The organism is Roseivirga sp., from assembly GCF_034669765.1.
Classification (GTDB): Bacteria; Bacteroidota; Bacteroidia; order Cytophagales; family Cyclobacteriaceae; genus Roseivirga.
The window spans coordinates 229327-244154 of the sequence record NZ_JAXMOQ010000005.1 but is presented as its reverse complement, the minus strand read 5'-3'; the positions used below and the strand labels follow the sequence as shown (position 1 = coordinate 244154).

The window sequence follows — 14828 nt, the reverse complement described above, 5'->3', positions numbered from 1 at the left end:
ACTGTTACATAAAAACTCAAACAACAATGAAAAAAATGATCACATCCGTTGGAATAGGGCTGGTTTGCCTTATTGCAGCACCAAACGCCAATGCTCAAAAGGATGGCGAATTCCATTTAGATAAGACTTATAGCATTGGAGCTTCTGGAACGCTTTATCTCAACTCAGAGGATGCCGAAGTAAGAATCACAGGCAGCAACAGGACTGATGCGCAGGTTAAAATTGATCGCACACAGCAAATTAAAGGCTTTACTTCCGGTAGGGCAGAGTTCAATGTTATTGTAGAAAACCGTGGTGATGATTTACATATAACTGAGCGTGAAAGAAGTGGCGTTAGAATTCAAATGGGCTCTATTAGAACCGATTATCGAATTGATATTGAACTACCAGAATCGGCTTCCATTCGCGTGAAAGGAGAGGATGATGATTATGTGGTGAGAAATGTAAATGGCAAAATTTACATGGAAACCGAAGATGGAGATATTGAAATTATTGATTGTCGAAGCAATGATTTTGAATTTAGACTAGAAGATGGTGACCTCAAGATTGATGGAGGAACTGGAGCCTTGAAAGTTGAATCTGAAGACGGAGATGTTGAAGTAAGAGGAGGAAGCTTTATTGATATCGACATTGATATTGAAGATGGAGACGTAATGCTTGAAACTTCATTATCAGATGATGGAAGATATATTATTAGAGGCGAAGACTCTTCGATTGAATTTGTAGTCTCCACCGGAGGAGGCGAGTTCTCAATACTCAAGGATGACGGTAGTGTTCGTGCATCTGGTGCGTTTGAAACTGTTCGCGAAACAGATCACCGCTCTGAGCTTAAGTTGGAAGGTGGTAAGGCTAATGTTGAAATTAGAACTGAGGATGGTAGAGTGAGATTGAGCAAAAACTAACTTGCTTCAAGAAAATAATAATGAAAGGAGTAGCGAGAGTTACGCCTTTCATTATATCTGACTTAGCCTTATTTCTTGATGATCCTCATCCCACTCCCATTCACTCACTAATGCGCCACCTAGAAAATAATTTCTATCAATTGGTGTCGAATGGTAATTCTGTTTAAGCGTAATGGCTTGGCCTTTCTCCAGCAATGGGCTCAGTCGGTTCAGGTAATTAATGTACTGAAGATCTCCAAACCCATAGTATTTTTGCCATTTTAGTAAAGCTCCGATGAGTGCTATTTCTGTGTTTTTCCCTGACTCAATAAGTTTAATGATTTCTTGTTCGATTAAATTAAGGCCCGATTTTGAAGAAGGAAAACGCATTAAATGTGCCTGAAAAGCTTTGGCCAAATAAGGAAATTCATTGGACGGAAGAAGTATGAAATTCTCCATGTCTTTAGGGTTATTGGAGCAAAAAGATTGAAAAGCATCAGAGGCGAAATTAAAATCGTTTCGGCCCAAAATTCTTCTCTGCTCAAATAGTTCAGGGTACCTTTCAAAGGACAGTTCACCCAAACCCATTAATTTTTCATATCCATCGACCTGGCCCACACAAATCAGAGAAATCTTTACATCTGCTTTGTCTTGTTGCTGAAACCAATGGAGTAGCGCCATTAAATTGATTTGGCAGAATAGATCATATTCAAACCAAAGAACTACCTCTTTATAAGCTTTGAAGTTCTGGATTTTCTTAAATTCATCAATTACCTTTTCATGATAATCGCTTGAACTGGTTTTAGTAAAAGCAGTCATAAAAGCCGCTCTGCTTTGCCAGAATTGATCTGTGCCAAAGGAATCGAGCACAAGCCCATCGCTTAAAACTTCACGCCAAATGGCTTTATCTCCATTAATTCCGGACTTTTGAAAGAGGTGAAGACTGCTATCGCCATTAAGAATATGTAAAGTGTTCTGCATAAAAAAAGGGTTACTCGAAAGTAACCCTTTTCAATTTTATTTCAATTATCAATCTTAACGATTGTAAGTCATGTCATCAGTTCTATCAACTGGAACTCTTTGATCACGGTTAGCCAAGATCCAAGCAGTATAAAATACCAATTGACCTCTTTGCGCCATTACATCAAATTCAATTTTATCAACAGTATCCGTTGGTCTGTGGTAATCAGCGTGAACTCCGTTAAAGTAGAAAATGATTGGAATACCTTTTTTAGCAAAGTTGTAGTGATCCGATCTGTAGTAGAAACGGTTTGTATCAGCCGGATCGTCAAACCTGTAATCTAAGTTTAAGCCAGTGTAAGTAATATTAGCATACTCAGAAACTACTTTCAAGTGACTAGAAAGCTTTTCAGAACCAATGGCATAAACGTAATTTCTGTCATTTTCATGCTCAGGGTCTACACGACCAATCATGTCAATGTTTAAGTTGGTAACCGTGTTTTCAATTGGGAAAATTGGGTTGTCAGCATAATATGCAGATCCCAAAAGTCCTTTTTCTTCACCTGTTACATTTAAGAAAAGAATGCTTCTACGTGGTCCGTTACCTTCTTTTGCTGCTTGAGCAAAAGCTTCAGCAAGCTCCATTACACCAGTAGTGCCACTACCATCATCATCAGCACCGTTGTTGATTACTGAACCATCTTCATTTTGGCCAATGTGGTCATAATGAGAAGAGATTACAATCACTTCGTCTTTAAGGTCAGTACCTTCTAGGTAAGCCATCATGTTTTCGGTAGAGATCTCAGCAAGTTTTTCTTTTACTTGAAAGCTAACAGTTGTTGCTTTAACAGAAGAGGGGGAGCTAGCTGCAGCATCTAATTTAGCTGTAGTTGACCCTAAAAGATCAGCAGCCATTGCTTTAGTGATGTTGAATACGATGCTCTCGTTACCAGTGTTTTCTTTGTTAGAACGAAGTCTTCCTTTCATTCTGAAAGCAGCTTGACGAGGTAATGTTTGCATGAATTGCTCATCATCAGCACTAGCTACAAAAATGGCTTTTACACCTGCTTCGATTAGACTTCTCTGAACCTCTCTAGAGCTTCCCGTTACAATAACTCCTTTGTCTTTAATGTCCATTCCAGAAATAGCAGAGCCATCGCCAATATAGACAGTAGACAATTTCATCTCTTTGTCCATGTTTGCATTGCCAGAGAAGATGAAATCCTTACCATTCATTTTCTTTTTGCCTTTTACTTTTACATAAACATCAGACCAGTCTGACTGGTACATGCTGAATTTTTGACGATAAGTGCCATTTACTGGGCCCGCCAAACCAATTTTTTTGTAGAAATCCTCTAAGAATCTCGAAGCCATTTTCTGGCCTTCAGTTCCAGTTTCTCTACCCATAAACTCATCTGAAGCCAAAACGCTAAGTTTCGCCTTCATGTCTTGTGGAGTGATTGTATTCCCGTACTTCATGGCAGTTTTATCTTGAGCCACTAAGCCTTGTGAAAACAAGCAGACCACCACCGAAAGTGTTAATAATCTCCTCATTGAAATGTATTGTTTAATGTTGCAGTTTTATTAATTCACCAAAGCTAGAAAAATATTTAAAAGTACTGTTGAACTGTTACTCAAATGGTATTCTTTTTTAGCTACTCTCTAAGGATATTCACACATAGTCTCTTACATTTGTGCTTCTTTTCAAAAGATAGATTTTACACCTTATTGGAATACTGGATATGACTAAGATTGATTTAAGGAAAACCCAAAAATTTGAAGATCGGCACAACGGTCCTGATCAGCAAGAAGTAGCAGAAATGCTTAAGGTAATCGGTTTACCAAGCATTGATGCATTGATTGAAGAAACGGTGCCAGCGGGAATCAGAATGAAGGAGCCATTGAACCTTCCTCTCCCTAAATCGGAGTTCCAGTTTTTGAAGGATTTGAGACAGATTGCTGGCCATAATAAACTCTTCAAGTCCTATATAGGAATGGGCTATTACGACACTATCGTTCCGGGTGTAATCCAAAGAAATATTCTTGAAAATCCAGGTTGGTATACTGCTTACACTCCTTATCAAGCAGAAATTGCACAAGGTAGACTAGAAGCCTTGATCAACTTCCAAACCATGGTGATGGACCTTACTGGAATGGCAATTGCCAATGCTTCTCTGTTAGATGAAGCCACGGCAGCAGCCGAAGCCATGTTCATGTTTTCAGGTTTGAAAAAGAGGGAAAAGAAAAATGCGCATACATTCTTTGTAGACGAAAACACTTTTCCTCAAACGATTGACCTTTTAAAAACACGTTCGATTCCAGTTGGAATCAATTTGGTGATTGGTAAAATCGAAGAGCTTGATTTAACTAGCGAAGACCTTTACGGTGTTCTTTATCAATACCCAGCGGGTGATGGAAGTGTAAGAGATTTCAAATCTTTTATTGAGACAGCACAAGCCAATAATGTATTTGTAACTGCTGCCGCAGATTTAATGTCGTTGGCGCTTTTAACCCCTCCAGGAGAAATGGGTGCCGATGCTGTGGTGGGGACTACACAAAGGTTCGGTGTGCCGATGGGCTACGGTGGGCCGCATGCTGCTTATTTTGCTACTAAAGATGAGTTTAAGCGTCAAATTCCAGGTAGAATTATTGGAGTTTCTATTGATAGCCAAGGTAACAAAGCTTATAGAATGGCGCTTCAAACCCGTGAGCAGCATATTAGAAGAGAAAAAGCGACTTCCAACATTTGTACAGCACAGGTTTTACTTGGCGTAATGGCTGGAATGTACGGTGTATATCACGGTTCAAAAGGAATTAAGCATATCTCTCTTAAAATTCATGGCTTCGCGCAGCTGTTAGAGAAAGGTTTGAACTCTCTTGATTTCAAACAATTGAATGAAGCTTATTTCGATACCTTAAGAATAGAGGCAGAATCTTCTGTTTCGGATAAAATCAGAACTATTTCTGAAGTGAATGAAATCAACTTCAGATACTTCGAAAATGGAGATATTGGTATCTCTGTAGATGAAACTACCAGAGTTGACGACATTCAATTGATCCTCGATGTATTTGCAGAGGCAAGTGGTCAGGTGGTTAAATTTGATTTAGACAGTGAAGCAGCTGGCTTGGAAGTTGAACTTCCAAAAGATTTAGAGCGTACTTCTGATTTCATGACACACCCAGTGTTTAATCAGTATCACTCTGAGCACGAAATGCTTAGATATATCAAAAAACTTGAGAACAAAGATTTGTCATTGGTGCATTCCATGATTTCGCTTGGTTCTTGTACAATGAAATTGAACGCTACAGCCGAAATGGTACCAGTAACTTGGCCAGAATTCGGGGGTATTCACCCATTTGCTCCTTTACATCAAACTAAAGGATACCAAATGCTCTTCAACGATTTAGTGGATTGGCTTTCTGAAATTACTGGTTTTGACGATGTTTCTTTGCAGCCAAACTCTGGTGCGCAAGGAGAATACGCTGGCCTTATGGTGATCAGAGCCTACCACGAAAGTAGAGGCGATACGCAACGTAACGTAGCCATTATCCCAACTTCGGCACACGGTACCAACCCAGCATCAGCGGTGATGGCGGGTATGAAAGTGGTATTGGTCGCTTGCGATGAACGTGGAAACATTGATGTAGAAGACCTTAAACTTAAGGTAGAACAAAACAGCAGTGAACTGGCTTGTTTAATGGTTACTTATCCTTCAACCCATGGTGTGTTTGAAGAAAGCATCAAAGATATTTGCCAGACTATCCATGACAATGGCGGACAAGTTTATATGGATGGTGCTAATATGAATGCTCAGGTGGGCTTAACGAGTCCGGGCCTAATTGGTGCAGACGTTTGTCACTTGAACTTGCATAAAACCTTCTGTATTCCTCACGGTGGTGGTGGACCTGGTATGGGGCCAATTGGAGTGAGATCGCACCTTGCACCGTTCTTGCCGGGTAGCCCAGTAGTAGAAAGTGGAGGAGAACATGCCATTACTGCGATTTCAGGAGCTCCTTGGGGTAGCGCAAGTATATTGACAATCTCTTATGCTTACATCGCGATGATGGGCGCTGAAGGATTGACAAACGCAACCAAGTTGGCCATTTTGAATGCCAACTACATTAAGGCCATTCTCGAAAAAGAATTCAAAATTCTATATGCGGGCTCAAAAGGACGTTGCGCACACGAAATGATCGTGGATTGCCGTGATTTCAAAGCCCATAAAATTGAAGTGGGTGATATTGCCAAGCGTTTGATGGACTATGGTTTCCATGCGCCAACGGTATCCTTCCCAGTAGCAGGTACTTTGATGATCGAGCCAACCGAGTCAGAATCAAAAGTAGAATTGGATCGTTTCTGTGAAGCGATGTTGAGCATTCGTCAGGAAATCCAAGAAGTGATTGATGGTATTGCTGATGAAGCGGATAACGTGCTTATCAACTCACCACATACGCAAGCAATGGTTTTGCAAGGGAACTGGGAAAGACCTTACTCACGTGAAAAAGCCGTTTATCCTGCTGAATATGTGAAAGAAGCCAAATTCTGGCCAACTGTAGCCCGCATCGATTCTGCCTATGGCGATAGAAACTTGATGTGTAGCTGTATTCCAGTTTCTGATTACGCTCCAGAAGAAGCTGCGGTATAAGCCAAAGCTTTGACTTAAAATACAAACGCCTCGTTACGAAAAGTAGCGAGGCGTTTTTTTATGCTTGCTGAAGTGATTGCTCGCTTCGTTGATATTTGCTGTAAAATTGATATGGGAGATAAAGGCTTGCAAAGAGAATAAATGAGATAATTAAGAAGGTTTCTGCTAGGTCAAACTTTTTAGAAGAAGCAACTGCACTATTTAGACGAAGCATGTTAAGCTGATCATTTAGCCTTTTCGATGGCCCTTCATAATTCATGTTTTCCATGTAAAATCGTGCTTCAATCGCTTTTGTTTTGAATTCTGAACCTTTCGAACCCAATAGAGACTGACTGAAAAAAAGAATAGAGAGACATAAGCACACTACACTTGCATAGCCTCCAATAAATGCGAGTTTCTTGATCATGGTGTTATATTTTTTGGTGGTTAAAAATTTTAAGTCGTTTTCAATTTGAATGGCATATTCAGGCATTACTTTTTCCTTGGCATTTGAGAAGGCCGTAGTGAAGTCTATTTGTCTATCTTCTACAAGTATTTCTACTTCGCAGGAAAGGTGGTCTACTAAATCATCGATTAGTTCGAGGTTTGTAAAGCCCTGTTGGAGCAAATAGTTTCTGATCTGCTGTGTTTGCGTAGCGTTAATCATGATACTGAAGGTTTTTGTTTCCCAAAAAGTAAGTACAGCGTAGATTGAAAGTCGGATAACTCTTGCATGGCAGGAGCCACTAAGCCCGTTCCTTTCTGGGTAAGCGAGTAGTACTTTCTAGTTCTGTTACCCACTAATACTGATTCCGTGGTGAGGAAGCCTTCTTTCGTTAATGCATGAAGCGTAGGGTAAAGCGAACCTTCCTTAATTAAGATTCGGCCTTCAGTTTTCTCTTTTACCTTTTGCACAATCTCGTAACCGTACATTCTTTCTTCTTCTGAAAGCAGCTTTAGAATAATGGGTTTAAGTATGCCTTTTAATAATTCTCTTGAATACATAGAACAATAATACATCATATTAAAATGTATACAAAAATTCTTTGAGAATTTTTTAGAAGAAGGGGCTGAAAACGCCAATCGAGGCTCCAATACTTGTATATTATCAACCATTCGAATAAATTTTGTTCAGAACTACATATTCAAATCAATTTTTACGTAGTTATGGTGCACAGAATAACAAATCCGCTTTGACGATATATACTGTTTTAACATTTGCCAATCCAGCAGTACTGTGGGGGCTTTTAGCTTTGGCTATTCCCGTCATCATTCACCTTTTCAATTTCAGAAGGGTGAAGCGCGTACAGTTTTCCAATATCGCCCTGTTGAAAAAGGTGAAGGAAGAAAGCTCTTCTAAGCGCAAACCAGTGGAATTGCTGATATTACTTTCAAGGCTCTTGTTTCTTGCCTTCTTAATTTTTGCCTTCGCACAGCCCATTTTCAAAGACAATGCCAACGATCAGGAATTATCTGATGAAGTACTGATCTATCTCGACAACTCACTGAGCATGGACATGCCAGTAAGCTCGCAGCAAAGTGCCTTCGATCGTGCTTATTCTTTATCTGCTGGTGTGGTGGACGCTTATCCTGAGTCGGCCAAGTTTAAGTTTTTAGAAAACGGCTATGGAAATTCTTTAAACACCAGTTACACAGCTTCTACTATTAAAGATAGGTTTACTGAGTTGGAATTATCTGGGGTGGGAAGAAGTATGGATGAAATTCAGTCTAGAATTGCGGCCAGTGGCTTCCGTGGAGATGTCTATTTGGTTTCCGATTTCCAGAAGAACAAAGAAAACGAATTGAGGAGCGTTGCCAACGATAGCCTTCGTAACTACTATTTAATGCCAATTGAAGGTGAGAATAACAGTAACCTCTATTTTGACACCGCTTATTTAGAGAATAGCTTTTTGCTAGGCGCAATGAAAAACAACCTTAAAGTAGTGCTCAGAAACGAAGGGACAGAAGATTTTGAAGATGTGAATGTAAGATTGTTCTTTGACGATCAACTGTCCAGTACCGCTTTGGTCAATGTATCCGCCAACGGAATTAAAGAGCATGTGTTTGAGATAGACCAATCTGCTACGGGATTGGATAAGGCAAAAATCACCCTTGATGACCCCAAAGTGATATTCGATAACGAATATTTTTTAACCCTGAATAATATTGAAAGGGTGATTGTTCATGAAGTAAAAGGCTCTGATTCTAATGATTTTATAGAACAGCTTTATGCAGATAACGAACTGTTCAATTATCAGGCTTTCAACGCCAATAATATTGACAATAATGAATTGCTGCAAAGCGATATTATTATTCTTAATCAGCTTTCTGATTATTCGAATCAGCTGATTTCGGCACTAAAAACCTTTTTAGAAAAGAACGGAACGGTGTTGATCATTCCATCTGCCGAAAGTAACTTCCAAACTTTCTCTCAATTAGGACTTACTATAAGGTTTGATTCTGATGAACGTTTAGGCTTGGGGCAGCCAAATTTTCAGAATCCGTTTTTTGATGGCGTTTTTGAAAACACGAATGAGGCCATCGCCATGCCAGAAGCTTCCATCACTTATCGATTGATCAATAGTGAATTGGGAGTATTGAACTTTAAGAATGGAAGAGAGTTTCTTTCTAAAGCAGAATTGCCTTTAGGGAACGCCTATGTTTTTTCGAGCGACTTTAGTTCAGAAGCTACCAGTTTCCCTAGTCATTCTCTTTTTGTTCCCGTCATGTATAAGCTGGCTTTGGGCAGTAAAATCAACCTTTCTAAGCTTTATTATCTGACGGATGAGCAAACCATGGTATACCCATTAGAAGAAAATTTAACAGCCAACGATATTGTAACGCTTTCAGATGGAGAGAACATTATTACACCAGACCAACGCGTTTCGGGTAAAAATTTGATCATGGAAATCCCTAAAGATGAACTGAAGGCTGGTCATTACACCATCATGAAGGGCGAGACGGCATTAGGCACCATTGCCTTCAATCAGTCTAAGGGTGAATCCTCTGTGGAACGCCATAGTATTGATGAATTGGAAACCATAGCGCAGGCCAAAAACATTAATGTAATTCAGGCGGAAGACGGGATAGAAGTTAATCGCGAATTGACGGCAGGCATAAAAGGAATCAATCTTTGGAAATATGCTTTGATGCTTGGGCTTCTTTTTCTTTTTGCAGAAGTAATTTTAATCCGATATTTGTGATATGGAAATTTTAATCCGTGCTGCCAAGGTAATCGATCCTTCCTCTCCACATCATAATTCGATCAAAGACATCCTTATTCAAGATGGTGTCATTACAAAAATTGAAAACCAGATTAGTTTCGATGGAACTGTAATTGAGCATGAGAACCTGATGGTTTCACCAGGTTGGTTCGATATGCGTGCTCATTTTACTGATCCAGGAAAAGAACACAAAGAAGATTTAGAGTCGGGTTCTGCAGCTGCGGCTACTGGTGGCTTTACTGATGTAATGCTGCTGCCCAACACCGATCCAGTGACTTCGAACAAAAACAGCATTAGCTATTATCTAAAGTGGAACAAAGGTGCTGATGTCAATTTGCACCCTGCTGCTGCCATAACATTAGGCTGCCAAGGCAAAGAACTTACGGAAATGATTGACTTGCACACCGCAGGCGCAGTCGCTTTTACAGATGGTATTGAACCGATTTGGCATACAGACATCCTTTTAAAGAGCTTACAATACCTCCAGACTTTTGATGGTGTCTTAATCAACCGACCTGAAGATAGAATGCTGACTGCCTTTGGTACGATGCACGAAGGACAGGTGAGCACGATCTTAGGAATGAAGGGCATGCCTGAATTGGCGGAGGAAGTAATGATCGACCGGGATTTGGAACTGCTGAAATACGCGGGAGGAAAAATCCACTTCAGTTTGATTTCTTCAGCGGGAGCAGTAGAAAGAATTAGAAAGGCCAAAGCCGAAGGGCTAAATGTAACAGCAGATGTTGGAGTTCACCATTTGATTTTCACTGATGAGAATTTAATGGATTACGACACCAGTTTTAAAGTAAACCCACCTTTCAGAAGCGAAAAGGATAGACTGGCTCTGATTGAAGGCTTGAAAGATGGAGCTATTGATGTGATAGTAAGCGATCATCAGCCGCACGACCAAGAAAGTAAGCAGTTGGAGTTTGACTTAGCTGACTTTGGAATCATTGGGCTTCAAACTTTTTACCCTGCCTTACTTAGTGCTTTGGGAAATAAAACTGAAGACTGTATTGAGAGAGTTACAGCTGCTCCAAGAAAGATTTTGGGAATAGATCAAGCCTACATTTCAGAAGGCGGTGGATCTCTAACGATTTTCTCACCAAGTGTGAAATGGAATTATAACGGAAAAACGAATAAGTCTAAATCAGTGGCTTCTCCATTCTTCAATCAAGAAATGATGGGCAAAGTGGTTGGAATAGTTAATAACGGAAGGTTTATTTCTAATGATTAAAGTCAATCCTAAGCTTACTCGCCTGTCTCTTAAGTATGGTGTTGTAACAGCGCTATTCACCATTATCGCATTTTTGGTATTCTATTTTATGGGGCTTCAGCCTTGGCGTAATCTGCTTTCTTTTTTACTGGATATTATGATCATTGTGATCTTCCTTTTTCTAGCATTAAAGGATTATAAGACCAATGTGGGTGACGGAGAATTCAGGTTTTATCATGGAATGACCATCGGTTTTATTGTATACGTTACCACTGCAGCAGTTTTTGCACTGTTCTATTTGATTTTCATTTATTGGGGGAATCCCGATTTCTTGAGTGAATACATCATTACTGCGCAGGAAGATTTGGTAAACAGAAAGGACATGATTGTAACCGCATTAAGTGAGGAGAGCTATTTAGAACAGTATGAAATGATTGCCAAAACCTCGAAAAACGTTTTAGTATTCGATGTTTTTATCAAGAAATTACTCATTGGGATAGTTGTAACACCAATTTTCAGTATCATTTTGCGGTCTAGTCGCGCTTGATATAGTTCGCTAATCCTGAAAATGATTCGCTTAAGTAAATTGAATCTTAACATTCATAAATTCTCTATTACTTCCTAAAAATTATTAATTTCAATTCATCAACCTTAAAATTAGAAATTATGGAAGAACAAGTAACAGGTCGCCAGATAGGGGTAAAGTTCGGAGTTATCTTCGGCCTTATTAGCACCCTATACACTTTAGCCATGGCCATGGCACGAATACAGCTGCCGTTTGTTGGTATGTTTATTCAATGGGCAATTGTAATCGGAGTTTTTGTTTTTGCTTGTAAAGAGTACAAAGCAAATAATGGCAATATTATGTCATTCGGAAAAGGTTTTGGAATCATTATGATGGCATCACTAATTGGTGGCTTAATTCGTTCGGTAGCAAGTTATGTTTACTTTATTGTAGATCCTGCGTATTTGGATTTCGTTAAAGAAGCACAACAAAACAGTCCGTTCGGTCCTCCGCCAGATCAATCTTCCACTCAAGGAATGGAAGGAATGATGGCATTCTTTACAAGCCCAGAGTTTATGGCCATCATGTCTTTTATTATGGCTATTTTCGCAGGATTAATCTTTGGCTTGATTATATCAGCCGTAATGAAAAACGAGGAAGACGAATTCTAGAAAACATTGGTACAAGTTTCAGTAGTAATACCGCTTTATAACGAAGAAGAGTCGTTGCCTGAACTAGTAAATTGGATAAGCCGTGTCATGATTGAACACGGCTTATCTTATGAACTGGTCATGATAGACGATGGAAGTAATGATGGTTCTTGGGAGCAAATCCAAAAGCTGTCTGTAGATTTCCCTATCAAAGGATTGAAATTCAATCGCAATTATGGAAAATCAGCTGCACTCAATGTTGGATTCAAGCATTGCGAAGGCGATGTGGTCATTACCATGGATGCCGATTTGCAAGACAGCCCTGATGAGATTCCGGAATTATATGCCATGATTAAGGAAGGTTATCATTTGGTCTCTGGCTGGAAGAAGACGCGCCACGATCCAATTTCTAAAACCATTCCTTCTAAATTTTTTAATCGAATCACTAGAATTTTATCAGGCATTAAACTCCACGATTTCAACTGTGGTTTAAAAGCCTACGACCATAAATTGGTAAAAACGCTAGAGGTTTATGGCGAAATGCACCGCTACATTCCAGTAATTGCCAAGCGTAATGGCTTTACTAAAATTGGAGAGAAAGTAGTAGAGCACAGGGCTAGAAAATACGGGACAACCAAGTTTGGTTTGGAACGCTTTATTAATGGCTTTCTCGATTTGATTTCCATTTCCTTTGTGTCGCGTTATAAGAAAAGGCCAATGCACTTTTTTGGTACTTTGGGCACTTTATCTTTTCTGGTAGGTTTTGCTTTCGTTGGTTGGATCTCATGGCAGAAAATTCATGCCATCTATATTTCAAAGAGTAATGTGTATAGAGACGTGGTCGATCAACCACTTTTCTTTTTAGCCATTGCGGCTATCATTATCGGTGTTCAGTTGTTTTTAGTAGGTTTTTTGGGCGAAATGATGACCATGAACTCTCAAAACAAGAACGACTATATACTTGAAGACCACATTGGTTTAGAAAAAAAATGAGATGTTTTTCGGTAGTCATACCTGTTTTCAATCGACCTGGCGAAGTGGATGAACTCCTTAAGTCCTTGACACTTCAAACCTACACTAACTTTGATGTAATTATAGTGGAGGATGGTTCTACTGAAAAATGTGACCAAATCGTTGAGTCTTATCTAAGTCAACTTTCCATTCAGTATTTGTTTAAGGAAAACTCAGGCCAGGGCTTTTCAAGGAACTATGGTTTCGAAAGAGCCAAGGGTGATTACTTTGTAGTTTTCGATTCAGACTGCCTTATTCCTGAGGACTATTTTGAGAAGGTAAATCAGTTTTTAGATCATACACCTCTGGACGCTTTTGGAGGTCCTGATAAAGCGCATCCTTCTTTTTCCCCATTACAGAAAGCCATTAGCTATTCCATGACTTCACCTTTTACCACGGGCGGTATTAGAGGAAATAAGAATCATGCGGGCACTTTTCACCCGAGAAGTTTCAATATGGGGATTTCTAGAGAAGTGTTTGAAAAAACAAAAGGTTACAAGATCACTCGAATGGGGGAAGATATTGAGTTCAGTATTCGAGTAATTGAAGCTGGCTTTAAAACAGGATTAATACCCGATGCATTTGTTTACCATAAACGGAGAACTAGCTTCTCTCACTTTTACAAGCAACTCCACTTTTTTGGGAGAGCGCGAATTAACGTGAACCGTTTTTTTCCTGGCGAACTAAAAGCGATTCATGCTTTACCTGCTGTATTTGTGGTTGGCTTGTTCGTATGGCTTACCACAATTTTCTATTCCACCATTCTATTTGCACTTGGAGGAGCGCTGCTCACATTATTTACATTCGCAATCTTCGTTCATTCTTCCATCCTAAATAAAAGTATGGATGTAGGGATACTGAGCATTTCAGCTGCTTTTACCCAGCTCACGGGTTATGGAATGGGCATGATCTCTGAAGTTTTGAAGCCTAGAGGCAATCAACCTTTTTCGCAGAAGTAAATAATTTCATTGGCCGGAAGTGCATATTTTCGCACTGTTTCCGCTGGTAATTCCATTACATAACGATCTTCTGTTACTTTAAAACCAGCCTTTTCCAATCGTTTACCATAATCTAAACCAAACAAACGCACGTGGTCATTCTGCCAATAAACACGCTCTCTTTCTTTAGGGTCGGTAATGGTCGGGTCTTCTAGGGTTTCGGCTCTGCTATAATCTTGTGGAGATTGAATAATGGCCCAGCCACCAGGCTTTAATACCCTATGAATTTCACTCATGGCCCTGATGTCATCATCTACATGTTCCATTACATGATTACAAAAAACGACATCAAATGTATTGTCTTCGAAGGGAATGTCATGAACATCCATTTTGACATCGGCCAATGGTGATTCCAAATCGGCTGATGTGTAATCAATATTGGGCATGGCCTTGAACTTGTCTATAAAACATAGTTCTGGGGCAATGTGTAAAAGTTTATGAGGGGAGGTGAAAAAAGTTGTCTTCTCTTTCATGTACAACCACATCAAACGATGTCTTTCCAATGAGAGAGAATCGGGGCAAAGTGCATTTTCTCTAGGGTTCAATCTTCCATAAGGGAGGAATTTACGGTAGCTGATCTCGCAAATAGGACAGGTTACATTCTTGCCTCGCATAAAGAGGCTGACAACCTTAAGGAGATGGTGACTAAATAGTTGAAGGTATTTTCTAGGTACCTTCCTGATAACAAAACTGATGAACCTTTTCATTCTTAGGATTTGCGCAAAGATAGAAGATAAGATTAAAACCCACCCTTGCCA

Annotated in this window: 13 protein-coding genes; 8 read left to right on the top strand and 5 right to left on the bottom strand. The window is 39.7% G+C overall.

What is annotated here, in order from left to right; translation table 11 throughout:
- The first annotated feature begins 26 nt into the window (after positions 1–26).
- A complete protein-coding gene (locus VOI17_RS11925; RefSeq protein ID WP_323757450.1) occupies positions 27–902 on the top strand; it encodes a DUF4097 family beta strand repeat-containing protein in 876 nt (291 codons plus the stop codon).
- 51 nt (positions 903–953) lie between these two features.
- Here the strand turns inward: VOI17_RS11925 and VOI17_RS11920 are convergent, their stop codons facing one another.
- Both VOI17_RS11920 and VOI17_RS11915 read right to left on the bottom strand, forming a co-directional pair.
- Positions 954–1862, bottom strand: coding sequence for a hypothetical protein (locus VOI17_RS11920; protein ID WP_323757449.1), 909 nt, complete (start codon positions 1860–1862; stop codon positions 954–956).
- A 54-nt stretch (positions 1863–1916) separates the two neighbouring features.
- Positions 1917–3395, bottom strand: a complete 1479-nt coding sequence (locus tag VOI17_RS11915; protein WP_323757448.1) for a M28 family peptidase — start codon at positions 3393–3395, stop codon at positions 1917–1919.
- A gap of 188 nt (positions 3396–3583) precedes the next feature.
- Between VOI17_RS11915 and gcvP the strand changes: the two genes are divergently transcribed.
- Positions 3584–6487, top strand: a complete 2904-nt coding sequence (gcvP, locus tag VOI17_RS11910; RefSeq protein WP_323757447.1) for an aminomethyl-transferring glycine dehydrogenase — start codon at positions 3584–3586, stop codon at positions 6485–6487.
- Between the two features lie 58 nt (positions 6488–6545).
- Here gcvP and VOI17_RS11905 read toward each other — a convergent pair whose 3' ends face one another.
- Together VOI17_RS11905 and VOI17_RS11900 are read right to left on the bottom strand one after the other, a co-directional pair.
- Positions 6546–7133 carry a hypothetical protein gene (locus VOI17_RS11905; protein WP_323757446.1) on the bottom strand — a complete coding sequence of 196 codons (588 nt, stop codon included), beginning with the start codon at positions 7131–7133 and terminating at the stop codon, positions 6546–6548.
- Entirely contained in the window at positions 7130–7471 is a 342-nt protein-coding gene (locus VOI17_RS11900; protein WP_323757445.1) for a PadR family transcriptional regulator, read from the bottom strand. Before VOI17_RS11900 ends, VOI17_RS11905 begins: the two co-directional genes overlap by 4 nt.
- 122 nt (positions 7472–7593) lie before the next feature.
- On the opposite strand from VOI17_RS11900, the gene VOI17_RS11895 reads away from it, so the two are divergent.
- The 6 genes from VOI17_RS11895 to VOI17_RS11870 all read left to right on the top strand — a co-directional run bounded on the left by VOI17_RS11895 (position 7594) and on the right by VOI17_RS11870 (position 14031).
- On the top strand, positions 7594–9669 hold the full coding sequence (locus VOI17_RS11895) for a BatA domain-containing protein (RefSeq protein WP_323757444.1): 2076 nt from the start codon (positions 7594–7596) through the stop codon (positions 9667–9669).
- Position 9670: 1 nt separating this feature from the next.
- On the top strand, positions 9671–10927 hold the full coding sequence (locus tag VOI17_RS11890; protein WP_323757443.1) for a dihydroorotase: 1257 nt from the start codon (positions 9671–9673) through the stop codon (positions 10925–10927).
- Positions 10920–11453, top strand: a complete 534-nt coding sequence (locus VOI17_RS11885; RefSeq protein WP_323757442.1) for a DUF4199 domain-containing protein — start codon at positions 10920–10922, stop codon at positions 11451–11453. The genes VOI17_RS11890 and VOI17_RS11885 overlap by 8 nt, the downstream gene beginning before the upstream one ends.
- Before the next feature lie 119 nt (positions 11454–11572).
- Positions 11573–12082, top strand: coding sequence for a DUF4199 domain-containing protein (locus tag VOI17_RS11880; protein WP_323757441.1), 510 nt, complete (start codon positions 11573–11575; stop codon positions 12080–12082).
- 6 nt (positions 12083–12088) lie between these two features.
- A complete protein-coding gene (locus VOI17_RS11875; protein ID WP_323757440.1) occupies positions 12089–13054 on the top strand; it encodes a glycosyltransferase family 2 protein in 966 nt (321 codons plus the stop codon).
- On the top strand, positions 13051–14031 hold the full coding sequence (locus tag VOI17_RS11870; RefSeq protein ID WP_323757439.1) for a glycosyltransferase: 981 nt from the start codon (positions 13051–13053) through the stop codon (positions 14029–14031). Before VOI17_RS11875 ends, VOI17_RS11870 begins: the two co-directional genes overlap by 4 nt.
- On the opposite strand, the gene VOI17_RS11865 is transcribed toward VOI17_RS11870, so the two are convergent.
- Complete coding sequence (locus tag VOI17_RS11865; protein WP_068416028.1) at positions 14010–14777, bottom strand: class I SAM-dependent methyltransferase; 768 nt, start codon at positions 14775–14777, stop codon at positions 14010–14012. The genes VOI17_RS11870 and VOI17_RS11865 overlap by 22 nt on opposite strands.
- Positions 14778–14828: the final 51 nt, after the last annotated feature.